The sequence below is a fragment of the Paracoccus sp. ME4 genome (assembly GCF_046736325.1).
In the GTDB taxonomy this organism is placed as follows: Bacteria; Pseudomonadota; Alphaproteobacteria; order Rhodobacterales; family Rhodobacteraceae; genus Paracoccus.
The window spans coordinates 118088-140581 of record NZ_CP151278.1 but is presented as its reverse complement, the minus strand read 5'-3'; the positions used below and the strand labels follow the sequence as shown (position 1 = coordinate 140581).

Annotated in this window: 19 protein-coding genes; 8 read left to right on the top strand and 11 right to left on the bottom strand. The window is 70.0% G+C overall.

The features are described 5' to 3' along the window. The first annotated feature begins 82 nt into the window (after positions 1–82). From AACG61_RS19135 to AACG61_RS19120, 4 genes are all read left to right on the top strand, one after another. Positions 83–862, top strand: a complete 780-nt coding sequence (locus AACG61_RS19135; RefSeq protein WP_411840160.1) for a DUF4394 domain-containing protein — start codon at positions 83–85, stop codon at positions 860–862. A gap of 132 nt (positions 863–994) precedes the next feature. After that, positions 995–2440, top strand: a complete 1446-nt coding sequence (locus tag AACG61_RS19130) for a fused MFS/spermidine synthase (protein ID WP_411840159.1) — start codon at positions 995–997, stop codon at positions 2438–2440. A 50-nt stretch (positions 2441–2490) separates the two neighbouring features. Then, positions 2491–2760, top strand: coding sequence for a hypothetical protein (locus AACG61_RS19125; protein WP_411840158.1), 270 nt, complete (start codon positions 2491–2493; stop codon positions 2758–2760). Positions 2761–3019: 259 nt separating this feature from the next. Next, the gene (locus AACG61_RS19120) at positions 3020–4096 is read left to right on the top strand and encodes a Hint domain-containing protein (RefSeq protein WP_411840157.1); all 1077 of its coding nucleotides are present in this window, start codon (positions 3020–3022) and stop codon (positions 4094–4096) included. Positions 4097–4144: 48 nt separating this feature from the next. Here the strand turns inward: AACG61_RS19120 and AACG61_RS19115 are convergent, their stop codons facing one another. Genes AACG61_RS19115 through AACG61_RS19100 form a run of 4 tightly spaced genes read right to left on the bottom strand, consistent with a single transcriptional unit; the run spans position 4145 to position 6760 of the window. Continuing rightward, a complete protein-coding gene (locus AACG61_RS19115) occupies positions 4145–4717 on the bottom strand; it encodes a DUF2076 domain-containing protein (protein ID WP_411840156.1) in 573 nt (190 codons plus the stop codon). Positions 4718–4737: 20 nt separating this feature from the next. After that, positions 4738–5454 carry a Bax inhibitor-1/YccA family protein gene (locus tag AACG61_RS19110; RefSeq protein ID WP_411840155.1) on the bottom strand — a complete coding sequence of 239 codons (717 nt, stop codon included), beginning with the start codon at positions 5452–5454 and terminating at the stop codon, positions 4738–4740. Between the two features lie 21 nt (positions 5455–5475). After that, complete coding sequence (locus AACG61_RS19105) at positions 5476–6246, bottom strand: anti-sigma factor family protein (RefSeq protein WP_411840154.1); 771 nt, start codon at positions 6244–6246, stop codon at positions 5476–5478. Continuing rightward, entirely contained in the window at positions 6233–6760 is a 528-nt protein-coding gene (locus AACG61_RS19100; protein ID WP_411840153.1) for a sigma-70 family RNA polymerase sigma factor, read from the bottom strand. The genes AACG61_RS19105 and AACG61_RS19100 overlap by 14 nt, the downstream gene beginning before the upstream one ends. Before the next feature lie 146 nt (positions 6761–6906). Between AACG61_RS19100 and modA the strand changes: the two genes are divergently transcribed. From modA to modC, 3 genes are read left to right on the top strand one after another with little or no spacing between them, the layout of a single operon-like run. After that, positions 6907–7665, top strand: coding sequence for a molybdate ABC transporter substrate-binding protein (modA, locus tag AACG61_RS19095; RefSeq protein WP_411840152.1), 759 nt, complete (start codon positions 6907–6909; stop codon positions 7663–7665). Continuing rightward, positions 7662–8369 (top strand): molybdate ABC transporter permease subunit, encoded by a 708-nt coding sequence (gene modB, locus AACG61_RS19090; RefSeq protein WP_411840151.1) that lies wholly within the window; start codon positions 7662–7664, stop codon positions 8367–8369. The genes modA and modB overlap by 4 nt, the downstream gene beginning before the upstream one ends. Continuing rightward, on the top strand, positions 8366–9457 hold the full coding sequence (gene modC / locus AACG61_RS19085) for a molybdenum ABC transporter ATP-binding protein (protein WP_411840150.1): 1092 nt from the start codon (positions 8366–8368) through the stop codon (positions 9455–9457). Before modB ends, modC begins: the two co-directional genes overlap by 4 nt. 3 nt (positions 9458–9460) lie before the next feature. Here modC and putA read toward each other — a convergent pair whose 3' ends face one another. Continuing rightward, complete coding sequence (gene putA, locus AACG61_RS19080) at positions 9461–12859, bottom strand: bifunctional proline dehydrogenase/L-glutamate gamma-semialdehyde dehydrogenase PutA (RefSeq protein ID WP_411840149.1); 3399 nt, start codon at positions 12857–12859, stop codon at positions 9461–9463. A gap of 107 nt (positions 12860–12966) precedes the next feature. Here putA and AACG61_RS19075 point away from each other — a divergent pair, with 107 nt between their 5' ends. Beyond that, complete coding sequence (locus AACG61_RS19075; RefSeq protein ID WP_411840148.1) at positions 12967–13431, top strand: Lrp/AsnC family transcriptional regulator; 465 nt, start codon at positions 12967–12969, stop codon at positions 13429–13431. Here the strand turns inward: AACG61_RS19075 and selB are convergent. Genes selB through fdnG form a run of 6 tightly spaced genes read right to left on the bottom strand, consistent with a single transcriptional unit; the run spans position 13428 to position 22394 of the window. Then, on the bottom strand, positions 13428–15320 hold the full coding sequence (selB, locus tag AACG61_RS19070; protein ID WP_411840147.1) for a selenocysteine-specific translation elongation factor: 1893 nt from the start codon (positions 15318–15320) through the stop codon (positions 13428–13430). The genes AACG61_RS19075 and selB overlap by 4 nt on opposite strands. Further along, on the bottom strand, positions 15317–16675 hold the full coding sequence (gene selA, locus AACG61_RS19065) for an L-seryl-tRNA(Sec) selenium transferase (RefSeq protein ID WP_411840146.1): 1359 nt from the start codon (positions 16673–16675) through the stop codon (positions 15317–15319). Before selA ends, selB begins: the two co-directional genes overlap by 4 nt. Further along, complete coding sequence (gene fdhE, locus AACG61_RS19060; protein ID WP_411840145.1) at positions 16675–17589, bottom strand: formate dehydrogenase accessory protein FdhE; 915 nt, start codon at positions 17587–17589, stop codon at positions 16675–16677. The genes selA and fdhE overlap by 1 nt, the downstream gene beginning before the upstream one ends. A gap of 55 nt (positions 17590–17644) precedes the next feature. Beyond that, complete coding sequence (locus tag AACG61_RS19055; RefSeq protein ID WP_411840144.1) at positions 17645–18334, bottom strand: formate dehydrogenase subunit gamma; 690 nt, start codon at positions 18332–18334, stop codon at positions 17645–17647. Beyond that, on the bottom strand, positions 18334–19308 hold the full coding sequence (fdxH, locus tag AACG61_RS19050) for a formate dehydrogenase subunit beta (protein WP_411840328.1): 975 nt from the start codon (positions 19306–19308) through the stop codon (positions 18334–18336). The genes AACG61_RS19055 and fdxH overlap by 1 nt, the downstream gene beginning before the upstream one ends. A 5-nt stretch (positions 19309–19313) precedes the next feature. After that, positions 19314–22394 carry a formate dehydrogenase-N subunit alpha gene (gene fdnG / locus AACG61_RS19045; protein ID WP_411840143.1) on the bottom strand — a complete coding sequence of 1027 codons (3081 nt, stop codon included), beginning with the start codon at positions 22392–22394 and terminating at the stop codon, positions 19314–19316. Positions 22395–22494 lie beyond the last annotated feature (100 nt).

The following is a 22494-nucleotide window of genomic DNA, read 5'->3' as shown; positions in this document are numbered from 1 at the left end:
TTTCCCGCCGCCCGCGTCACCCGGTCAAGGACGGCGAGGAACGCCGCCTGTGACAGAAGCCCGACCGGAAGGATCATTCCCAATGTTTCGCATCGCTGCTCTCTCGACCACTGCCCTTGCGCTGTCCCTGACCGCGGCCGCCGCGGCGACCGGCGTCGGCCTGACCGACGACCGCACCCTGGTGATGTTCGACACCGAGACGCTGGAGGTCACCGGCACCATGGATGTCGAGGGCGTCGACCGCCTGCTGGGCATCGACCTGCGCCCGTCGAACAACACCCTGGTCGGCGTGACCGACGACATGCGCATCGTGACCATCGACACCGCCACCGGCGCCGCGACCGACCTGTCGACCATGAACACGCCGCTGGAAGTGGCCGACATGGCCGTCATCGTCGATTTCAACCCGATGGCAGACCGCCTGCGCCTGATGACCGGCACCACCAACCACCGCGTGAACGTCGACACCGGCGAGGTCACCGTGGACGGCAGCCTGAACTGGGCGCCCGAGGACGACAACAGCGAGGCCAGCCCGATGATCGCGGCCGCGGCCTACATCAACAGCTATGGCAAGCCGGAAGCCACCGCGATGTACGACATCGACGCGGGCCTGGGCGCGCTGCTGCAGCAGACCTCGCCCAATGACGGCACGCTGGCCACCATCGGCATGCTGAACGTCGAGAACCCCGGCGAGGCGATGGCCTTCGACATCCAGACCGACGCCGAAGGCACGAACTCGGCCTGGCTGGTGACGAACAACACCATCCATTCGGTCGATCTGGAGACCGGCGCCGCCACCGCCGCCGGCACGATCGAGGCCGAGGGCCAGATCCGCGACCTGACCGTCCTGCCCGCGATGTGATCGCGACGGCCGCGACATCGCGTCCGGCCCGAGGCCCGCGGGGAGCGATCCCTGCGGGCCTTTCGCGCATGGCACCCTGACCCGAACCATGCCATCAGGGCCTCTCTCCATGACACGCCGCAGGAGGCCACGATGCGCTTCTGGACCACCATCGCCCTGATCCTCATCCTGTCGGCCGCCGGGCTGACCTACGAGATCGCGGCGGGGCGGGTGCTGGCGCCGTTCTTCGGCACGTCGCTGGTCACCTGGACCTCGGTCATCGCGGTGATCCTGACGGGGTTCTCCCTGGGCAACGCCCTTGGCGGGCTGATCGCGGAACGTCCGCGCTACCAGGCGATGCGCATGATCCGCGCGGCGCTGGTGCTGACGGCGGTGCTGATGGCGCTGTCGCCCGCGGTCCTGAGCCTGATCTATGCCATGGGTGCGCGCGGGACCGGGGGGATGCTCCTGTCGGTGACGGTCGCGTTCTTCCCGGCATCGGTGCTGATCAGCCTGCCGTCGCCGCTGCTCGCTTCGCTGGCGGTCGAGGCGCGGCCGGGGCGCGAGGGCTCGTCCCTGGGGATGGTGCTGGCGGCGGGCTCGCTCGGGGCGATCCTGGGGGCGGTGATGGCGGGCTTCGTCGCGCTGCCGCTGATCGGGTCGGTGGCGACCTTCGCGGGCTGCGGGCTGGCGGCGCTGGTCTCGGCGCTGCTGATCCGGGGGACGGGCGCGCCTCCGACCGCGATCGGGCCGGGGCGGGCCATGCTGATGGCGGGAGGCGCGGTGGCGGCGGCGGCGGTCGTGGCGGGCGGGCCGCTCTGCCGGTTCGAATCCGGCATGTCCTGCATCGACGTGCTGGCCCATGGCGACCGCGTCACGCTGTTCTCGGACCGGGTCCCGCAGGCGGCCGAACGGCTGCGCGCGCAGGACGGAAGCCATCTGGCGCTGCCCTATACCGACTGGATCTGGGCGCGGATGCAGCGCGACCTGGGGCCTGCGCCCTCGGTCCTGTTCATCGGCGGCGGCGGCTACGGCCTGCCCGCGCAGCTGCTGAGCGCCCGTCCCGACGCCCGCGCCGTCGCGGTCGAGATCGACCCGCTGATCACCCGCGTCGTACGCGCCGAGATGCCCTGGGCCGGGTCCGTCCTGGCCGAGCGGGGGGCCGAGGGCGGTCCCGACGCGCCCGGCCGGCTGACCGTCGTGCATGCCGACGGGCGGGTCTTCCTGAACGACACCACGCGGCGCTTCGATGCGGTGGTGATGGATGCCTTCTCGTCCGACACGGTGCCCGCGCATCTGGCCACGCTGGAGGCCTATCGCCGGGTCCGCGCGGTCACCGACGGGCCGGTCTACGTCAACCTCATCGACCGACCCGACGGCCCCCTGGCCCGCGGCATCCACGCGATCCTCGGCGCGGTCTATCCGCATGTCGAGGCGGTGCGGGGCCCGCTCAGCGCGCGGGGACGTACCAACATCCTCATGGTCGCGTCCCCAACACCCCTCGCAAGCGGCGTCACGCTGCCCGAGGGCTACGCCCCGTACCGGGTCGCGCAGGGGCGGGCCTTCACCGACGATCGCGGCTGGATCGGGCATCGCTGAGGCGTCAGGACCCTTGCCCTGCGGCCGGACGGCGCTAGGATCGGCGGAGCATGTTCCCGAATGTCGGAGGTTTTCCCGTGTCCTATGTGTTGATCTATGGCGGTATCCGGTTGGATCTGGACGACGACGTGATGCGCGAGCTGGACCTGCGCCCGGGTCAGCACGTGCCCAACGACCGCGTCGCCGACTGTCTGCGCGTCAGCGCCCGGATGCTGTTCGACAAGGGCGCGCTGCTGCCGCTGGATGATTCGACCAGCACGCTTGCAACCTGGGCAGGGCACGATCCGGAGGCCGTCGGCAAGCCGAATCCAGACAGTTAGGAGAACCGCAGGACGCATTTTCAGGCCAAAAGCACGTGCTGAGGCATGTAAATCTCCCTCAGGGAGAAAAAGCGAACGGTTCAGTCTTGATTCCCGTGCGCAATCTCCACACCATGGTCATGCAAGCCCGATGAGCCCCGTCTGTCACCGCTTGTTTGCCCATGACCGGCCGCCGGTCGACAGATGATCCCACAGGTGTCTCCACGGTTTGCCGTCGTCATGGACGGCGCGATGTCTCAAGGATTGTGGAGAACGCACGATGGCCTTCAATATCGCGAACACGACCATTCAGCAGGTGACGTCACCGATCACGCTGACATTCACGGGCAACGACACCGTTTCGGTCAACTTTCCGCTGAACCTCGGAACGGTGCTGACGAACCAAGTCGGCACGCTGACCGGGGACGACCAGAACAACGACGGCTTCATCCAGCGCAACGAGACGGTCGATCATAACAATCCGGACCCGTCGTTCCTGAACCCGCTCGACCCCATTCCCGATCTCGGCAACGCGACCGTCCAGGGCGTCGGCCTGCTGGGCGGCCTGGTGTCGGGGCTGGTCGTCCGCTATCCGGTGATCCTGGTTTCCAGCGGCGGGTCGCAGTACCTGATCTATCCGGGCGGGACGCCCGACCTGGTGACGCTGATCACCTCGGCGGTCAACACCAACATCATCTTCTATCCGAACGGACAGATCGGGCCGGGCGGCGGCTTCCAGCCCTGCTTCGCGGGTGGGACGCTGATCCGGACGGATCGCGGCGACGTCGCGGTCGAGGATCTGGCCGAGGGTGACATGGTCCTGACTGCCGATCACGGGTTGCAGCCCATCCGCTGGATCGGGCGGCGCGCCCTGTCGGCGGCGAACCTGGCGCGGATGCCGGCGATGCGCCCGATCCGGATCCGGGCAGGGGCGCTTGGCGCGGGCGCGCCCGAGGCGGACCTGATGGTCTCGCCGCAGCACCGGGTCCTCGTCCGGTCGCGCGTCGCGCAGCGGATGTTCGGCACGGATGAGGTCCTGGTGGCCGCCCGGCAGCTCTGCGTGCTGGACGGGATCGACATCGCCGAGGACGCGGATGGGGTCGACTACTTCCACATCCTGTTCGACCGGCACGAGATCGTCCTGTCGAACGGCGCCCGGACCGAGGCGCTGTATACCGGCCCCGAGGCGCTGCGCGGCATCGACGCCGCCGCGCTGGAGGAGATCCTGACCCTGTTCCCGCAACTGCGCGACCACGACCACGTCCCGCATCCGGCCCGCCTCCTGGCCTCGGGCCGGATGGGCCGCAAGCTGGCCGTCCGGCATGCCCGGAACGGCAAGGCGCTGGTCGCCGCCTGAGATGCAGATACGGCCCCGCGGCGGAATCCCGACGCGGGGCCGCGCGGCCTATTCCTCGAATCCGCCGTCGTCGAAGCCCGCATCGTCGAATGCGGCCTCGTCCTCCATCGGCGGCTCCTCGAGGCCCGCGGCATCGGCGGGGCCTGCGAACATGCCGCCGATGGCGTTGCCCAGCAGGACACCGCCCGCGACGCCCATCGCCGTCTGCGCGGCGCCCGCCATGAAGCCGCCGCCCGACGGGCGACCGCTGTTCCACGGACCCGACCCCTGCGGCTGGCCGTAGGGCGACTGGCCATAGGCGGGCTGGCCGTAGGGCTGCGGCGCGGGACGCTGCGCCATCGGGCGCGGCTGCGGCTGGCTGCCGCCGAACAGACGGCCGAAGAGACCGCCGGCAGCCGGAGCGGGCTGCGCCTGCATCTGCTGCATCTGCTGTTCGGCGGCGTTCAGCGCCTGCTCCTGCATGATCACGGTCTGGACCATGTAATAGGCCGCACCGGGATTGCGGGCGATCAGGTCGGCGATCAGCGCCTCGGCCTCGGGGTCGCGATGGGGCTGGGCCTGGGCGGCCTGGCCCAGCTTGCCGAACAGTCCCTCGATGGCGTGGCGGTCGTTCTGGTCCATGGGTTCGGGTCCTCTTTCGGTCATTCCTCGCGCTGGCCGGTCAGGCTCAGCAGCAGCTGGAACAGGTTGATGAAGTTCAGGTAGAGCGACAACGCGCCCATGACCGCCAGTTTCTGGTGCGTCTCGGCATCGTGATGCTCGCTGTAGGCCAGCTTGATCGACTGCGTGTCCCAGGCCGTCAGGCCGACGAAGACCAGGATGCCGATGATCGAGATCGCGAACTGCAGCGCGGACGAGCCCAGGAAGATGTTGATGATGCTGGCGATGATCACGCCGATCAGGCCCATGATCAGGAAGCTGCCGAACTTCGACAGGTCGCGCTTGGTCGTGTAGCCATAAAGGCTCATGCCCGCGAACATGGCGGCCGCGCCGAAGAAGGCGCGTGCGATGGACGTGCCCGTGAAGACCAGGAAGATCGAGGCCAGCGACAGGCCCATCACCGCGCAGAAGGCCCAGAACAGCGTCTGCGCCGTGGCGGCCGAGACGGTCTCGATCCGGAAGGACAGGAACATCACGAAGGCCAGCGGCGCCAGCATCACCACCCACCGCAGGGGCGAGCTGAAGATCGGCACGTAGATGGCCGGGACCGAGGCGACCGCGACCGCGACCAGCCCGGTCACCAGCAGGCCCAGGCCCATGTAGTTGTAGATGCGCAGCATATGCGCGCGAAGCCCGTCGTCATGGACGGCGGCGGGGGCGAAACCGGCACTGCGGCCGGCCTGGCGGATGGGTTGCATGGCTCTCTCCGTGGATGAGGGTCAGTAAAGCGTGTCCGACAGCGCGACCGAGGTCGCCAGCAGCGCCTCGGCCCGGTCGCGGTCGGCGACGAGGACATGGGCCGTCTCGCCGATCTGGAACCAGGCCGCGGCGTGGTCGGGGGTGGTGTGCAGATGCGGCAGGCTGACGGCGAACCCGCCCGCGCGCACCGCGAAATGGCTGACCGGGCCCAGGTCGTCGGTGTCGAACAGGACCTCGATCCCCGGCCCCTGGGGCGAGGGGAAGACCTGCGCGTCGCGCACCGTCCAGTCGCCCGGCAAGCCCGGCAGCGCGATGCCGGTCGCGGCGCGCAGTTCGGCCGCGTCTAGCCCGCGCGTCTCGGGCTGCGAGGCCATGTCGGCGCGCAGCAGGCTGACCTGATGCGCCGACAGCGCCGCCGCCACCGCCGGGGGGGCGGGTGCCGCCGCGACGCTTTCGCCGACCGAAAGCGGCCCCAGCCCGGCATGGGCCAGCCAGCCCAGCCCGATCAGCAGCGCCGCCGGCACGATGCGCAGCATCCGGCGCAGCCGCGCATCGCGGCGCCGCGCCAGGGCCAGACGCCTCGCCGCACCCAGCAGGGGCCGCGGTGCGGGCGGGGCCGCCAGCGCCCGGCGCAGGTCGCGCCGCAGCGCCAGGTCGCGCATCACGCGGGCCGCGGCCTCGGGGTTGCGGGCCAGATGCGCCTCGATCTGGGCGCGCTGCCCCTCGGTCAGCTGGTCGTCGACATAGGCGTCCAGATCGGCGGGTTCGGGCAGGAGGTCAGCAATCGGCATCGCGTCCTCCGATGATCCTCAGGGCCGGTCGGTCGGCGCCATCCTCGAAGGCGCGCAGCCGGGCGCGGGCGCGCGAGACGCGCGACATCACGGTCCCCGGCGGCACGCCCAGCAGCTGCCCCGCCTCGGCATAGGACAGCCCGTCCAGCGCGATCAGCGCCAGGGCCTCGCGCTGATCCTCGGGCAGGTCCAGGAACGCCCCGCGCAGCTGCGCCAGACGCAGCGCGTCGTCCTGCGCGCCCTCCTGCGCCTGCGGGGTCAGCTGCGCGAAATCCGCCTCGCGCCGGGCCTGCGCCCGGTCGCTGCGGCGGCGGTCCAGGAAGCGGTTGCGCAGGATCGCGCGCAGCCACGGCCCCGGCGCCTTGCCGGGGGCCAGCTGGCGGCGCTGTTCGTGCCCGCGCAGCAGCGTGTCCTGCACCAGGTCGTCGGCCTCGGCCCGGTCGCGCGTCAGCGCGAAGGCATAGCGCCGCAGCGGCGCCAGCAGGTCCAGGATCGGGTCGCGTGTCTTGCTCATCTCGAAACAATAGACGACGCCGCACCGCGATCGCTTCCCTCCCTCCGTGAAAAAATCTGCCGCGCTGTAGCCGACCGAAGATAACGGTTGCCTTTCCGCCCCCGCGTCGCGTTATGTTCAGCCAGAAAGAACGACCGGAGACCGCCATGCGCCTTGCCGCCACGCTTGCCCTGATTCTGGGCGCCCCGCTCTCGGCCATGGCGCAGGACGCGCCGCCGGTGACGGTCTTTGCCGCCGCCAGCCTGACCGACGCGCTGGACCGCGTGGCGGCGCTGTGGTCGCAGGAGACCGGCAACCGCGCGGTCATGTCCTATGCCGGGTCCTCCGCCCTGGCCCGCCAGATCCAGGAGGGCGCGCCGGCGGACGTCTTCATCTCGGCCAGCGCCGAGTGGATGGACACGGTGCAGGCCTCGGGCGACATCCGGGCCGACACGCGGCGCGACATCCTGGGCAACAGCCTGGTGCTGATCGCGCATGGCGCGGCCGAGCCGGTGCGCATCGATGCCAGCCTGGACCTGCCCGCGCTGCTGGAGGGCGGGCGGCTGTCCATGGCCATGGTCGATTCCGTGCCGGCCGGGATCTACGGCAAGGCGGCGCTGACCCATCTGGGCCTGTGGGAGGCCGTAGCCCCCCTGGTCGCGCAATCCGAGAACGTCCGCACCGCCCTGGCCTTCGTCGCCCGAAACGAGGCGCCCCTGGGCATCGTCTATGCCACCGATGCGGTCGCGCAGGAGGACGTGACGGTCATCGGCACCTTCCCGGCCGACAGCCACGACCCGATCACCTATCCCGCCGCCCTGACGACCCAGGCCCCGGCACCCGAGGCGCAGGCCTTCCTGGACTATCTGTCCTCGCCTGCCGCGCAGGCGGTCTGGACCGAATACGGCTTCACGACCGCGCCATGACCGACGCGGTCACGGGCTGGCTGGGGCCGGCGGAATGGCAGGCGGTGCGGCTGTCGCTGCGCGTGGGGTTCGTGGCGACCCTGGCCAGCCTGCCCCTGGGCATCCTGACCGCCTATGCGCTGGCGCGCTGGCGCTTTCCGGGGCGGCAGCTGCTGAACGGCATCGTGCATCTGCCGCTGATCCTGCCGCCAGTGGTCACGGGCTATCTGCTGCTGATCGCCTTCGGGCGGCGCGGCAGCCTGGGGCCGCTGCTGGAGAGCCTGGGGATCGTGCTGTCGTTCCGCTGGACGGGGGCGGCGCTGGCGGCGGCGGTCATGGCCTTTCCGCTGATGGTCCGCGCCATCCGCCTGTCGATCGAGGCGGTCGATCCGCGTCTGGAGGCCGCCGCCGCGACCCTGGGCGCAAGCCCGCCTTGGGTGTTCCTGACCGTGACGCTGCCTTTGATGCTGCCGGGCATCATCGCGGGCACGATCCTGGCCTTCGCCAAGGCGATCGGCGAATTCGGCGCGACCATCACCTTCGTCTCGAACATCCCCGGTGAGACCCAGACCATGCCCTCGGCCATCTATGCCGCGCTGCAGGTCCCGGGCGGAGAGGTCGCGGCGGGCCGGCTGGTCGTCGTCGCGGTGGCCCTCGCCATGGCGGCGCTGCTGCTGTCGGAGCTGATCGCGCGCCGCGCCGCGCGCCGGGTGGGGGGCGCATGAGCCTGCAGGTCGGCCTGTCCCACCGCTTCGGGGGCTTCGCGCTGGACGTGGCCTTCGACGCGCCGGCGGGCCTCACGGTGCTGTTCGGCCCCTCGGGTTCGGGCAAGACCACGGTCGTGAACGCGGTCGCGGGCCTCCTGCGGGCGGACCGCGCGCGCATCGCGGTGGACGGGCGGCTGCTGGACGACAGCGCCACGGGGCTGCACCTGCCGCCGCATCGCCGCCGCGTGGGCTATGTCTTTCAGGAAGGGCGGCTGTTTCCGCATCTGTCGGTGCGGCGCAACCTGCTGTTCGGGCGCTGGTTCGCGCCGCGGGGCGCGGCGGGGCCGGATCTGGACCGGGTGGTCGAGATGCTGGACATCGGTCCCCTCCTGGCGCGCCGCCCCGGCGCCCTGTCGGGCGGAGAGCGCAGCCGCGTGGCCATCGGCCGCGCCCTTCTGGCCGCGCCGCGCCTGATCCTGGCCGATGAGCCGCTGGCCGCGCTGGATGCCGCCCGCAAGGAGGAGATTCTGCCCTATTTCGAGCGTCTGCGCGATCACGCGGCGGTGCCGATCCTCTATGTCAGCCATGCGGTGCCGGAGGTGGCGCGCCTGGCCACCACGGTCGTCGCGCTGCGGGCGGGCCGGGTCGCGGCCGTCGGGCCGCCGGCAGCGGTTCTGGGCGACGCGGCGGTGGCGGGGGGCGACACGGCCTCTGTCCTGGCCGCGCGGGTCGAGGCGCATGAGGGCGACGGGCTGACGCGGTTGCGGACGGCGGGCGGCGCGGTCCTGGTCGCGGGCATCGATGCGCCGCCGGGCGCCGCGCTGCGCCTCCGGGTAGCGGCGCGGGACGTGATCCTGTCGCGCGCGCGGCCCGAGGGCCTGTCGGCCCTGACCATCCTGTCGGGCAGCATCGCCGCCATCACCCCCGATGACGGCCCCACCGTCCAGGTGGTGCTGGCCATGGGCGACGACCGCCTGACCGCCCGCATCACCCGCCGGTCGCTGGCGCAGCTGGACCTGGCGCCGGGGCAGTCCTGCCACGCGATCGTCAAGTCGGTGGCCGTGGCCCCCGGCGATCTGGGCCGCGGGCCAGGGTCCGGCCCTTAGGCCTCAGCCCGCCAGCAGCGCGGCATTGCCCCCGGCCGCCGTCGTGTCCACGCAGAGATGGCGTTCGTGCCGCAGATGCGCCAGGTCGGGCATCGCCGCGATCAGCGGGACCAGCGGCCCGTCGCGGCGCGCCAGCGCCTGCGCCATCGCGCGGCCCTGATGCGCGTCGCCCCACCACAGCACCCCCGCCAGATCGGGCAGATCGATCAGGGCTGCGGGATCGACGCGGCCCTCGGCCGTGACCGCGTGACCGCCAAGCGCATCGACCGCACGGGCCTGCGCGCGGGCGGCCTTGGGCCCCGGACCCAGGCACAGGACCGGACCGCGCGGCAGGGTCGAGAGGCGGTTCAGCTCTCCGGTCGGGCCAGGCATCAGGGTCTGCGTCTCGGACGCCGGGCCGTGATCCGCGCTAAGCGCGCGGCCGAGGCGGCCGATGTCCTCGGCGCGGTTCCAGTCCTGCGCGGCCTCCTCCGGTCGCGCAGGCGCGGCCAGGCGCGGCAGGTACAGCGGCCCGCCCGCCTTGGGTCCGGTGCCCGACAGCCCCTCGCCGCCGAAGGGCTGGCTGCCGACCGTGGCGCCGACCTGGTTGCGGTTCACATAGATGTTGCCCGCATGGACCGCCTGCGACACCTGCTGCACCCGCGCGTCGATGCGGCTGTGCAGGCCGAAGGTCAGCCCGTATCCGGTCGCGTTGATCTCGGCCACCACGCGGTCCAGATCGCGGGCGCGGAAGGTCGCCACATGCAGGACCGGGCCGAAGATCTCGCGCTCCAGCGCGGCGATGCCGGGCACGCGGATCAGCGTCGGCGGGACGAAATGCCCGGTCGCGGGGGCCGCGACCTGATGCAGAATGCGGTCGCGGTGCTGATCCAGATAGGAGAGGATGCCGCGCTGCGCCTCGGCATCGATGACCGGCCCCACGTCGGTCGACAGGTCCCACGGATCGCCCACGCGCAGTTCGTCCATCGCGCCCCGGATCATGGCGATCACATGATCGGCCACGTCCTCCTGCACGTAAAGACAGCGCAGCGCCGAACAGCGCTGGCCCGCGCTGCGGAAGCTGGAGGCCACGATGTCGCGCACCGCCTGTTCGGGCAGGGCGGTGCTGTCCACGATCATCGCGTTCAGCCCGCCGGTCTCCGCAATCAGCGGCGTGCCGGGCGCCATGTGATCGGCCATCGCGCCCGCGATCAGCCGCGCGGTGTCGGTGCCGCCGGTGAAGACCACGCCACCCACGCGCGCGTCCCGCGTCAGTGCCGCACCCACCGTGCCGCCATCGCCCGGCAGCAGCTGCAGCGCGGTCGCGGGCACGCCTGCGCAGTGCAGCAGGCGCACGGCATGGGCCGCAATCAGCGGGGTCTGTTCGGCGGGCTTGGCTAGGACCGCGTTCCCGGTCATCAGCGCCGCCGCGACCTGGCCGGTGAAGATCGCCAGCGGAAAGTTCCACGGGCTGATCGCCGCGATGATGCCGCGGGGGGCATCCGTGCGCGCCTCGCCCTGCTGGGCGTAATAGCGCAGGAAATCCACAGCCTCGCGCAGTTCGGCCACGGCGTCGTTCAGGGTCTTGCCCGCTTCGCGTGCCAGGATGCCGAAGATCGGGCCGAAATCGGCCTCCATCAGGTCGGCGGCGCGGCGCAGCACGGCGGCGCGTTCGGCGGGGGGCGCAGCCCACGGACGGGCCGCGTCGATGGCCGCCGCGACGGTCGCCGCATCCGCGTCGTGGACCCGGCCCACGACTGCCAGCGTCGCAGGGTTCGTCACGGCACGCGCGGGCAGGGCGTCGACCGCGGCCGCGACGATGGGGGCCGCATCCTCGGCCACGGCATCCCGCGCAGCGAAGATGCGCTCCAGCACGTCGGCGGAGGACAGATCAAAGCCCTGCGCGTTCACCCGACCCGCGCCATAGATCGCCTCCGGCGCCACCAGACCCGCAGGGGGGCGGGCATCGGTCAGTGCGTCGAACGGGTCGCGGGCGATCTCCTCGGGGGTCACGTCCTCATCGACGATCTGGTTGACGAAGCTGCTGTTGGCGCCGTTCTCCAGCAGGCGGCGGACCAGATAGGCCAGCAGGTCCTGATGCGCGCCCACCGGGGCATAGATGCGGCAGGCGGTGCCCTGATCCTTCAGCACGATGTCGTGCAGCCGTTCGCCCATGCCGTGCAGGCGCTGGAACTCGAAGGGCGCGCCGCGCGCCAGCTCCAGGATGGCGGCGACGGAATGGGCGTTGTGGGTCGCGAATTGCGGATAGATGCGGTCGGTCAGGCCCAGAAGCTGCTTGGCCAGCGTCAGATAGCTGACATCGGTCGCGGTCTTGGAGGTGAACAGCGGAAAGTCGGGATGCCCCTCGACCTGGGCGCGCTTCATCTCGCTGTCCCAATAGGCGCCCTTGACCAGGCGCAGCATGATGCGGCGGTCGTGGCGGACGGCCAGCGCATGCAGCGCGTCGATCATCGCGCCCGCCCGCCTGCCATAGGCCTGCACCACCACGCCGAACCCGTCCCATCCGGCAAGCTCGGGGTCGGGCAGCACGGCCTCGATCACCTTCAGCGACAGAGCCAGGCGGTCCTGCTCCTCGGCGTCGATGTTCAGGCCCATATTGGCGGCGCGCGCCCGGCGGGCCAGGTCGCGCACCACCGGGACCAGCTCGGCCATGACGCGGGCCTCCTGCGCGACCTCGTAACGCGGATGCAGCGCCGACAGCTTGATCGAGATGCCGGGGTTCCGCGCGACCGACCCCTGCGTGCAGGCGCCCGCGATGGCGGCGATGGCCTTGCGGTATTCGTCGGCATAGCGGTCGGCGTCGCGGGCGGTCATCGCCGCCTCGCCCAGCATGTCGTAGCTGTAGGTGTATCCCTTGGCCTCCTGACCCTTGGCGCGTTCCAGCGCCGCGTCGATGGTCTGGCCCAGCACGAACTGTCGCCCCATCTCGCGCATCGCGCGGGTCACGGCGGTGCGGATCACCGGCTCTCCGAGGCGGCGGATCGCGCCGCGCAGCGTGCCCGCCAGGCCCGGCTGGTCGTCGCCCAGCACCCGCCCCGTCAGCATCAGCGCCCAGGTCGAGGCATTGACCAGGCTGGAGGAACTTTCGCCCAGATGCCGCCCCCAGTCCGACGGCGCGATCTTGTCCTCGATCAGCGCGTCGATGGTGGCGCGGTCGGGAACCCGCAGCATCGCCTCGGCCAGGCACATCAGCGCCACCCCCTCGCGGGTCGAGAGGCCGTATTCCGCCAGCATCAGCTCCATCATCGTGGGCTTCGATTCGGCGCGGATGCGGCGGATCAGATCCGCGGCGCGGGCGCTGATCCGGGCGCGGATGTCGGGCGACAGGTCCGCATCGCGCGACAGGCGCGCCAGCAGATCGGCCTCGGGCTGGAACTTGGCGGTGGAATTCAGGTCGGTCATGGCAGGGCCCCGAAGTTGATTGCCGGAGAATATCGCGAAGGACATGGACGATGTGACCAATGATGGTGCATCATGCAGCCCGTTCACCCAAAATCGGGGCTGTTTCCGTGACCGACCTGCTTGACCCGATCAACCGCCGCATCCTGGCCGAACTGTCCACCAACGCGCGCCTGCCCGTGACGGAACTGGCGCGCAAGGTCGGCCTGTCCAAGACCCCCGTCGCGCTGCGAATCCGCCAGCTGGAGGAGGCCGGGCTGATCACCGGATACCGCGCGATCCTGTCGCCGGTGCGCCTCGGCCTGACCCATGTCACCTATGTCGAGGTGCGCATGACCGACACCCGCCAGAAGGCGTTGGAGGCCTTCAACGCCGCCGTCCGCGCCATCCCCGAGGTCGAGGAGTGCTACATGATCGCGGGCGGTTTCGACTATCTGCTGAAGGTGCGGTCCCGCGACATGGCCCATTACCGGCAGATCATGGCAGACCGCATTTCGTGCCTACCGCATGTGAACGCCACCTCCAGCCATGTAGCGATGGAGGCGGTGATCGAACAGAACGGCCCGCGCCTCTAGTCGAACTGATCCAGCCGGTGCGGGTTCAGCCGGCGCAGGTCGCCCCGGCGCAGCGTCACCCCGTGCCGGTCGAAGAAGTCCAGGATCTCGATGGCGACCTTGCGGCCGTTCTGCACCCGGTCGCGGAACAGGGCGGCGGTGAACCAGCCGTCCTCGGTCGCCGCCGCCACCTCGCGCAGGATCGCCACCATCCGCGTGGTGACGGGGCGGGCGAAGAAATGGTCATGCGCGATCTGGTCGGTCCGGCCAAGCCTCTGGGTCAGGCGCAGGATGCGGCGGATCTCCTTTTCGTCGATGCCGAACTCGGTCGCGAAATCGCGCACGCGGGGCGGGCGGAACTGCATCTCTCCGGTCAGCGCGGGCAGGATGCGGTCCCAGATGGCCTCGTCCTCGGGCGACAGGCGGACCTCGTGGCCCGGCAGGCGCAGGAAGGCGCCGTCCGGGACGATGCGCCCCGCCTCGGCCTCCTGCCGCAGCAGCGCCAGCCACGGCTCCTTGGGCAGGCGCGGCGTCACGACCAAGCGCAGACGCTCGCGGCCCAGACCGGGCAGGTCGGGGTTCGCATCGTGAAACGCCGCCAGCTCCGCCCCGATGCCGTTGCGCAACCCGCGCAGATGATCGTCCGACAGCGCCAGCCCGGCCACCGCCTGCCCCCCCGCCCGTGCCAGCGCGGCGCGGGCCGCCTCCGGGGGCATGGCGCGGTCGCGGGCAAAGACTGTCAGATCGACCGGGGCCACGGCCAGCATCGCGGCCAGCGGCTCGGGCGCATGGGCGGCGGCGATCAGGGCCAGCCGTTCGGGCGTGCGCCGCTTGCGCGCGGGCGGGCGCAGGTCCGACAGCAGGCCCCCGCCGATGGTCCGGCTGGCCGACACGTCGCGCAGGATGAAGCGGTCGCCGACCGTCGCGGCCAGGGGCGCGTCCAGGACGATCTGCACCGGCCCGCGACCGCCCGGCGGGATCGGATCGCCCAAGGGGACGATGCGCGCGCCGCGTTCGGCGGCATGGCTGTGCAGGCGGGCGGGAAACCAGGTGCCGATGGGTTTGGGCTCGGACGGCAGCACGCTCAGCATCGCGTCGATGCGTTCGGTGGGGGCGTGCAGGGACGGGGCCAGCACGATGTCGCCGCGATGGATCGCGTCCTTGGCGACGGCCTCTCCGGCCAGGTTCAGGGCGCAGCGCTGACCGGCCAGGCCCTCGGTCGCGGCGCGGTTCTGGGCGTGGATGCCCCGCACCCGCGCCGCGATCCCCGAGGGGCTGACCGTCACCAGATCGCCCACGGCCACGCGGCCCGACAGGACCGTGCCGGTCACCACCGTGCCCGCGCCCTGCAGGGTGAAGCTGCGATCGACCGCAAGGCGGAACATCGCGTCGCTGCCCCGCGCGGTCGTCTGCGCCTCCGCTCGGATCAGCGCGTCGCGCAGATCGGGGATGCCCTCGCCGGTCAGCGAGGAGACCGGCATGATGGGCGCATCGGCCAGCGCGCTCTTTGCCAGCGCCTCGCGGATCTGGGCGGTGACGGCGGCGCGGCGGGGGGCATCGGCCAGATCGGCCTTGGTCAGGGCGATCAGGCCGCGCGTGAGGCCCAGCAGGTCCAGGATGGCCAGATGCTCCCGCGTCTGCGGCATCACGCCGTCATCGGCCGCCACGACCAGCAGCGCCAAGTCGATCCCGCCCGCGCCGGCCAGCATGGTGTGGATCAGCCGTTCATGGCCCGGGACGTCGACGAAGCCCGCGACCGCGCCGCCGCCCAGATCGGCATAGGCAAAGCCCAGATCGATGGTGATGCCGCGGGCCTTCTCCTCGGCCAGGCGGTCGGCATCGGTGCCGGTCAGGGCGCGGACCAGGGCGGTCTTGCCGTGGTCGATGTGACCCGCGGTGCCGACGATCACGCCAGCGCCTCCAGCAGGTCGGCGTCGCGTTCCAGACAGCGCAGGTCCAGGATCAGCGCACCATCATGGATGCGCCCGATCACCGGGCGGTCGCGCGCGCGCAGCCAAGCGGCCAGCCGGTCGGGCGCGTCGCCCCCCGTCCCGGTGATGCGCAGCCCGGCCGAGGGGATCGTGTCAGTGGGCAGCGAGCCCGAGCCGATCTGGCTGGCGCAATCGGTGGTCGTGACGGCGTATTCGCGCAGGCGCGCGGCCACCAGCGGGGCCAGCCGCGCGGCCTGGACCGCGATCTCGGCCTGCGGGCGGGCCAGGAGGCGCAGGACGGGCAGGCGGCGCTCCAGCCGGTCGGGGTCGCGATAGAGGCGCAGTGTCGCCTCCAGCGCGGCAATGCGGATCTTGTCCAGGCGCAGGGCGCGCTTCATCGGGTTCTTGTTGATCCGCGCGATCAGATCGCGCCGCCCGACGACGAAGCCCGCCTGCGGGCCGCCCAGCAGCTTGTCGCCCGAGAAGGTGACCAGATCGGCGCCCTCTGCCACGGCCTCGGCCACGGTGGGTTCGCGGCGCAGACCCCATCGCGACAGATCGACCAGCGATCCGGCGCCCAGATCGTTCAGCATCACCACGCCCGCCGCCCGCGCGATGGCGGCCAGCGCCGGCCCCGCGACCTCGGCGGTAAAGCCCTCGATGCGATAGTTCGAGGTGTGGACCTTCAGGATCAGGCCCGTCTGGTCGGTGATGGCGTCCTGATAATCGCGGGGATGGGTGCGGTTGGTGGTGCCGACCTCGACCAACCGCGTGCCCGCGCGGGCCATGATGTCGGGCATGCGGAAGGCGCCGCCGATCTCGATCAGCTCGCCGCGCGAGACGATGCTGTCGCGGCCCTGACCGAAGCTGTTCAACGCGATCAGCACGGCGGCGGCGTTGTTGTTGACGATCGTGGCGTCCTCGGCCCCGGTCAGCTCGCAGAGAAGGCCGCGCAGATGGTCGTCGCGCTGGCCCCGCCCGCCGGTCTCCAGGTCGTATTCCAGAGCCAGCGGCGCGGCCATGGCGGCGCTGGCGGCGGCGATGGCCTCATTGGCCAGGATCGCGCGGCCCAGATTGGTGTGCAGCACCGTGCCGGTCAGGTTCAGCATCGGCCTGAGCCGGGTTGCGGCCATCGCCGCCAGATCGGCCGCCAGCAGATGCGGCAGGCGCGCGGCCTCGAACGCGCCGTCGGCGCCGTCGCGGATGGCCGCGCGGGCGGCGTCCAGGCGCAGGCGGGCGTGGCGCGTCACCATCGCCCGGCCATGCCGGTCGATCAGGTCGGGATGGCCCGACAGCAGCTGATCGACCGACGGCAGCGCCCGAAAGCCCGACATCAGTAACCCGCGAGGAACGGGTTGAAGCCGCCGCGCCGGATGCCTGTGTCCTTCATCAGCAGGTCCAGCCCAAGGCTGCCGACATCGTCGGCGATGGGCTCCAGGCTGGGGTTCTTGTTCTGATAGAGGATCTTGACCCAGGAGTCGCAATCGCCGCAGACCTCGGCGCGGACGGTGGCCTGATCGGTCTCGACGCTGCGATAGCTGATCTTGCCGGTCTCTGCGCAGCAGAGGCAGGTCAGCCGGACCTCGTTCCACTGCGTCTGGCAGCATGCGCAGGCGGCATAGCGCACGCCGTCCAGCTCGGCCATGCCGACGACGCTGCTGCTGGCCGGACGGCCGCCGCAGGCCGGGCAGACGCCGGTGCGGATCTTGACCAGCCGATCGGCGGGCAGGCTTGCGGCCAGACGCGACAGGTGCAGCTGCACCGCCAGCGCCGCGAACAGATGCGGCGCCACGCTGTCATCGGGGATCGTGTCGGCCAGGATGTTCTCCAGCAGCCAGTGGCGGTCGGCCAGGGGGGCCGCGGTCACCGCCGACAGGGCCAGCCGCGCGGGTTCGGGCATGTCCAGCGCCGCCGCATGGGTCAGCACCGCGTCCAGCGTGGCGTGCAGGTCGGGATCGGTCGACAGCGCCCGGCGGTCGATGGGCGGCATGCGGGTCTCGCGCGCCAGCGCGATGCGGTCGGCCGGGATGGGGGCGGGGCGGGGAAGCTCCTCGGCCAGACGCGCCTGAAGATCGACCAGCTGGCCCAGGAAGGCCAGCCACGGTCCCAGATTGTCGCTGTGCTGGGCCAGGAAGGCCAGGCGCTTCGCGCGGGTCGCGAACAGGCGCATGGGTTTCGGCAGCATCACCAGCGGCGCCGAAGGGACGCCGCCGATGGCCGAGGGGTCGGGTTGGATGGTGGTGGTCATGTCTCTCTCCGGGCCGAACCGGCCACAGGGGATGCCGGTGATGGTGGCCGGCAGATTACTCTGCCGGGCCCTTGTTGTCGCGGCTGGCGATCTCTCGCAGCCATTTGCGGTGATGGCGCCAGGCCCATCCGCCGGTGACCGTGCCCCGGGTCATCGCGCGCAGCGTGCCGCGCGTCCAGATCGCGGCATAGACATGCATGATAAACACGAGGATGATCGCCACGGCCGACAGCGCATGGACCAGCACCGCGATGCGGCGGACGGGAATGCTGACCAGACCGGGGAAATACTGCTCCCAGATCATCACCCCGGTGGCGATCAGCACCACGATCAGCCCGGACATCGCCCAGAAGACGAACTTCTGACCGGCATTGTACTTGCCAAGCTCGGGCAGTTTCTCCTCGTTGCCCTTCACCACGTCGCCGATATTGGCGACCCAGGTGGCGTCCTCGGGGCGGGGCATGTTCAGCCGCCACAGCTGGATGAACATCAGCGCGAAGCTGACGAACAGCACCACGCCGATGATCGGGTGGATCCAGCGGGTCGTCTGACCGCCGCCGAAGAGGCCGGTCAGGAAGAACAGCGACGGATCGAACAGCGCCAGTCCCGACAGCGCCAGCGCGATCAGGCTGAACGCCGTCACCCAGTGGTTCAGGCGGGTGATGCCGCGATAGCGGCTGACCTCGACCGGCTGGATGCTCTCCAGCCGGTCGCCGCGTTCGGAATAGTAGGGGCGCGGGGCCATCAGACGTGGTCTCCTTCGTCGGGGTTCCGGCCCTTGACCAGCGCGTCGGCGGCCTTGACGTCATGCTCCTCGACCTCGTTCGCGCGGGCGAAGAGGCCGTGCAGCGTGGCGCCGACCGCGGCCAGACCGATGGCCGCCAGGCCCGCGGTCTTGGTCACGCCCTTCCAGCCCTCGACCACCGGAGAGATCCGGGGATTTTCGGGCAGGTCGTTGTAGATGCCGGGCTTGTCCGCGTGATGCAGCACATACATCACGTGGGTTCCGCCGACGCCGGCCGGATCGTAAAGGCCCGCGTTTTCATAGCCGCGCGACTTGAGATCCTCGATCCGGGTCTCGGCATGGGCCTGCATGTCGGCCTTGGTGCCGAACACGATGGCCTGCGTGGGGCAGGCTTTCGCGCAGGCAGGACCTTGGCCCACGGCCACGCGATCCGAACACAAGGTGCACTTGTAGCTCTTGTGGTCGGTCTGGCTGATGCGCGGGATGTCGAAGGGACAGCCGGTGACGCAATAGCCGCAGCCGATGCAGTTGTCGTGGATAAAGTCCACGATGCCGTTGGAATACTGCACGATGGCGCCAGGCGCCGGGCAGGCCTTGAGACAGCCCGGATCCTCGCAATGCATGCAGCCGTCCTTGCGGATCAGCCATTCCAGGTCGTTTGTCGCCGGGTTCTCCCATTCCGCGAAACGCATCAGGGTGAACATGTCGGGGGTCAGATCGTGTGGGTTCTCATAGACCCCCACGTTCTCTCCGACCGCGGGGGTCGTGTCGTTCCATTCCACGCAGGCGGATTGGCAGGCCTTGCAGCCGATGCACTTGGACACATCGATCAGCTTGGCCAGCTTTTCCAGCTGGCGTTCCGGGGCAGGCACGTTCCGCGTGGCCGAGATGCGCACGACATCGCGCGCATCGAAATAGGCCTCGGTCGGTTGCACGGGCGGGTTGGACGCCGCCGTGGTCGGGCTGTTTGCCATGTCGTTCATGCCACCGGCTCCTCGGTTGCGGGTTCGATGTTGACCAGGAACGCCTTGAATTCGGGCGTATCCGTGTTCGCATCCCCGATGAACGGCGTCAGGCTGTTCGGCCCCCAGCCCTTCTTGGCGGCCCCCATGAAGCCCCAGTGCAGCGGAATGCCCACCACATGGACGGGCTTGCCGTCACAGATCAGCGGCTGCAGGCGACGGGTGACCACCGCCTTGGCCCAGACCTGTCCGCGTTTGCCGAAGACACGCACGCGGCTGCCGTTGGCGATGCCGCGCTCCTCGGCCAGCTGGACGCTGATCTCCACGAAGAACTCGGGCTGCAACGCGGCGTTCACCCGGTTGTGCTTGGTCCAGTAGTGGAAATGCTCGGTCAGGCGATAGGAGGTCGCGACGAACGGAAACTCGTCGCTGGTTCCCAGCTGAGCCACGTCGCTTTCGAAGACCCGCGCCACCGGGTTCCCGCGCATGCGCGCGTTGAACACGTTGGCCATCGGGCTCTCGAACGGCTCCATATGCGTCGGGAAGGGCCCGTCGCGCATCATGCCCCGGCTGAACAGGCGCGAGACGCCCTCCTGGTTCATGATGAACGGTCCCACCGTGGCCGGATCGGCGGTCGGCGCGATGTCGGGGACGTCGTATCCCGTCCACTTCTCGCCGTTCCATTCGATCAGCTTGCGCGAGGCGTCCCAGGGACGGCCCGCCATGTCGGCCGAGGCGCGGTTGTACAGAATGCGCCGGTTGGCCGGCCAGGCAAAGGCCCAGTTCAGGAACATGCCGGTCTCGTCGGGATCGGAATTGTCCCGCCGCGCCATCATGTTGCCGTCCTCGGTCCAGCTGCCGGCATAGATCCAGCAGCCCGCCATGGTGGTCCCGTCGTCGCGCAGCTGTCCGAAGCCGGACACCTGCTGACCCGCCTGCAGGATCTGCGCGCCCGTGGCCGGGTCCGTCACCGGAGCCAGCGCACGACCGTTCATCTCGCGCGCCAGTTCGGCAGGCGTGGGTTCGCCCGGATCGGCATAGTCCCATGCCAGGTTCACGATCGGATCGGGGAAGGCGCCGCCTTCGGCCCGGTACAGGTCGCGCACCCGCGTCCAGATCTGCGCCATGATCCAGGTGTCGTGCTTGGCCTCGCCCGGCGGCGTCGCGCCGGCCCAGTGCCATTGCAGCCAGCGGCCCGAATTGACCAGCGCGCCCTCGTCCTCGGCGAAGCAGGTCGTGGGCAGCTCCAGCACCTCGGTCTGGATCGAGGCCGTGTCCACGTCGTTATGCGCGCCGTGGTTCTCCCAGAAATGCGAGGTCTCGGTGGACAGGGGGTCCATCACGACCAGCATCTTCAGCCTGGACAGGCCCGCCGTCACCTTGCCGCGGTCCGGGATGGACAGCATCGGGTTGAAGCCCTGGCAGAAGTACAGGTTCACCTTGCCATGGTTCATCAGCTCGAACATGCGCAGGATGTCATAGGCCGGCACGTCCAGCTTGGGCAGATAGTCGAAGGCCCAGTCATTCTCGGCCGTCGCGGCATCGCCCCACATGGCCTTGAGGAAGCTGACCATGAACTTGGGATAGTTCTGCCAGTAGCTGGTCTGACCCGGCTGCAGCGGCGTGAACTGACGTGTGGACAGATAGGTCTGCCAGTCGACCTCCTTTTCCGTCGGGATGTTCAGGTATCCCGGGATCAGGTTCGACATCAGGCCGATATCGGTCAGGCCCTGGATGTTGGAGTGACCGCGCAGCGCGTTCATCCCGCCACCGCGGACGCCGATATTGCCCAGGATCAGCTGCAGCATCGCCATGCCGCGGATGTTCTGGGCGCCCTTGGAATGCTGGGTCCAGCCAAGCGCGTACATGGACGTCATCGTCCGGTCCACGGCCGAGCATTCGCCGATCATCGCGCAGATATCCAGGAACTTGTCCCGCGGCGTGCCGGTGATGTTCTCGACGAACTCAGGCGTATAGACGTCGACATGCGCCTTGAGCAGGTTCCAGACGCAGCGCGGGTCCTGCAGCGTGGGGTCGGTCAGCGCAAAGCCGTCCTCGCCCTTCTGATAGTCCCAGCTCTCCTTGTTGAAGTCGCGCTTCTCCTCGTCATAGCCGGTGAAGAGGCCGTCGGACCAGCCGAAGTCCTCGCGCACCAGGAAGGAGGCGTTGGTGTAGTTGCGGACATAGTCCCACTGGACCTTGTCGTTCTCGATGCACCAGCGGATCACCCCCATCAGGAAGGCGATGTCGGTGCCCGGACGGATCGGCGCATAGTAATCCGCCACCGATGCGGTGCGGGTATAGCGCGGGTCGACCACGATCAGCTTGGCGCCGCGATGCGCCTTGGCCTCGGTCACCCACTTGAAGCCGCAGGGATGCGCCTCGGCAGCATTGCCGCCCATGACGATCGCCAAATCGGTGTTCTTGATGTCAGTCCATGGATTGGTCATCGCTCCACGGCCGAATGTCGGGCCCAAACTGGACACCGTAGGGCCGTGTCAGACGCGTGCCTGGTTGTCGAATCCCACAATCCCCATGGACCGGACCGTCTTGTAGGTCAGCCATGCAGTCTCGTTGGTCGTGGCCGAAGCCGCCAGGAAACCCGTCGTCGTCCAACGGTTGACGGGGGTGCCGTCATCGTTGGTGGCGATGAAGTTCGCATCCCGATCATCCTTGAGGGCGCGGGCGATCTTGTCCAGCGCCTCTTCCCAAGTGATCTCCTCGAAGCGGTCCGATCCCGGACGGCGAACACGGGGCTGCGTCAGGCGCGTGGGCGCATGGACGAAGTCCTTCAGCGCCGCGCCCTTGGGGCACAGCGTTCCGCGGTTCGTCGGATGGTCGGCATCGCCTTCGATATGCATCAGCTCGGCGGTCTCGCCGGCCTTCACGTCGCCGCGCGAATACATGATGATGCCGCAGGCGACCGAGCAATAGGGGCAGGTGTTGCGTGTTTCCGTGGTCGTGGCCAGCTTGAAGGCGCGCACATGCGCCGCCTCCGCTGCCTCGGCCCCGCCGAAGCCCATGGCTCCAAGCGACGTTGCCGCAACCCCCGCTCCCGCAAGCCTCAGAAAGCCGCGGCGCGAAAGGTCGATATTCATGGGACCCCCTCTGCCTGTCTGTAATGGATAGGTACCCTCCAATTGTCTGCCGCCGCCCCGGCCAAGTCAACCCGTGACGCCTTGCGCGCGACCGAACGGA

What these genes read in the sequence shown, in the direction of transcription:
- AACG61_RS19135 (WP_411840160.1), top strand. Translation starts at nt 83, where the DNA reads ATGTTTCGCATCGCTGCTCTCTCGACCACTGCCCTTGCGCTGTCCCTG.
- AACG61_RS19130 (WP_411840159.1), top strand. Translation starts at nt 995, where the DNA reads ATGCGCTTCTGGACCACCATCGCCCTGATCCTCATCCTGTCGGCCGCC.
- AACG61_RS19125 (WP_411840158.1), top strand. Translation starts at nt 2,491, where the DNA reads ATGTTCCCGAATGTCGGAGGTTTTCCCGTGTCCTATGTGTTGATCTAT.
- AACG61_RS19120 (WP_411840157.1), top strand. Translation starts at nt 3,020, where the DNA reads ATGGCCTTCAATATCGCGAACACGACCATTCAGCAGGTGACGTCACCG.
- AACG61_RS19115 (WP_411840156.1), bottom strand. Translation starts at nt 4,717, where the DNA reads ATGGACCAGAACGACCGCCACGCCATCGAGGGACTGTTCGGCAAGCTG.
- AACG61_RS19110 (WP_411840155.1), bottom strand. Translation starts at nt 5,454, where the DNA reads ATGCAACCCATCCGCCAGGCCGGCCGCAGTGCCGGTTTCGCCCCCGCC.
- AACG61_RS19105 (WP_411840154.1), bottom strand. Translation starts at nt 6,246, where the DNA reads ATGCCGATTGCTGACCTCCTGCCCGAACCCGCCGATCTGGACGCCTAT.
- AACG61_RS19100 (WP_411840153.1), bottom strand. Translation starts at nt 6,760, where the DNA reads ATGAGCAAGACACGCGACCCGATCCTGGACCTGCTGGCGCCGCTGCGG.
- modA (WP_411840152.1), top strand. Translation starts at nt 6,907, where the DNA reads ATGCGCCTTGCCGCCACGCTTGCCCTGATTCTGGGCGCCCCGCTCTCG.
- modB (WP_411840151.1), top strand. Translation starts at nt 7,662, where the DNA reads ATGACCGACGCGGTCACGGGCTGGCTGGGGCCGGCGGAATGGCAGGCG.
- modC (WP_411840150.1), top strand. Translation starts at nt 8,366, where the DNA reads ATGAGCCTGCAGGTCGGCCTGTCCCACCGCTTCGGGGGCTTCGCGCTG.
- putA (WP_411840149.1), bottom strand. Translation starts at nt 12,859, where the DNA reads ATGACCGACCTGAATTCCACCGCCAAGTTCCAGCCCGAGGCCGATCTG.
- selA (WP_411840146.1), bottom strand. Translation starts at nt 16,675, where the DNA reads ATGTCGGGCTTTCGGGCGCTGCCGTCGGTCGATCAGCTGCTGTCGGGC.
- fdhE (WP_411840145.1), bottom strand. Translation starts at nt 17,589, where the DNA reads ATGACCACCACCATCCAACCCGACCCCTCGGCCATCGGCGGCGTCCCT.
- AACG61_RS19055 (WP_411840144.1), bottom strand. Translation starts at nt 18,334, where the DNA reads ATGGCCCCGCGCCCCTACTATTCCGAACGCGGCGACCGGCTGGAGAGC.
- fdxH (WP_411840328.1), bottom strand. Translation starts at nt 19,308, where the DNA reads ATGGCAAACAGCCCGACCACGGCGGCGTCCAACCCGCCCGTGCAACCG.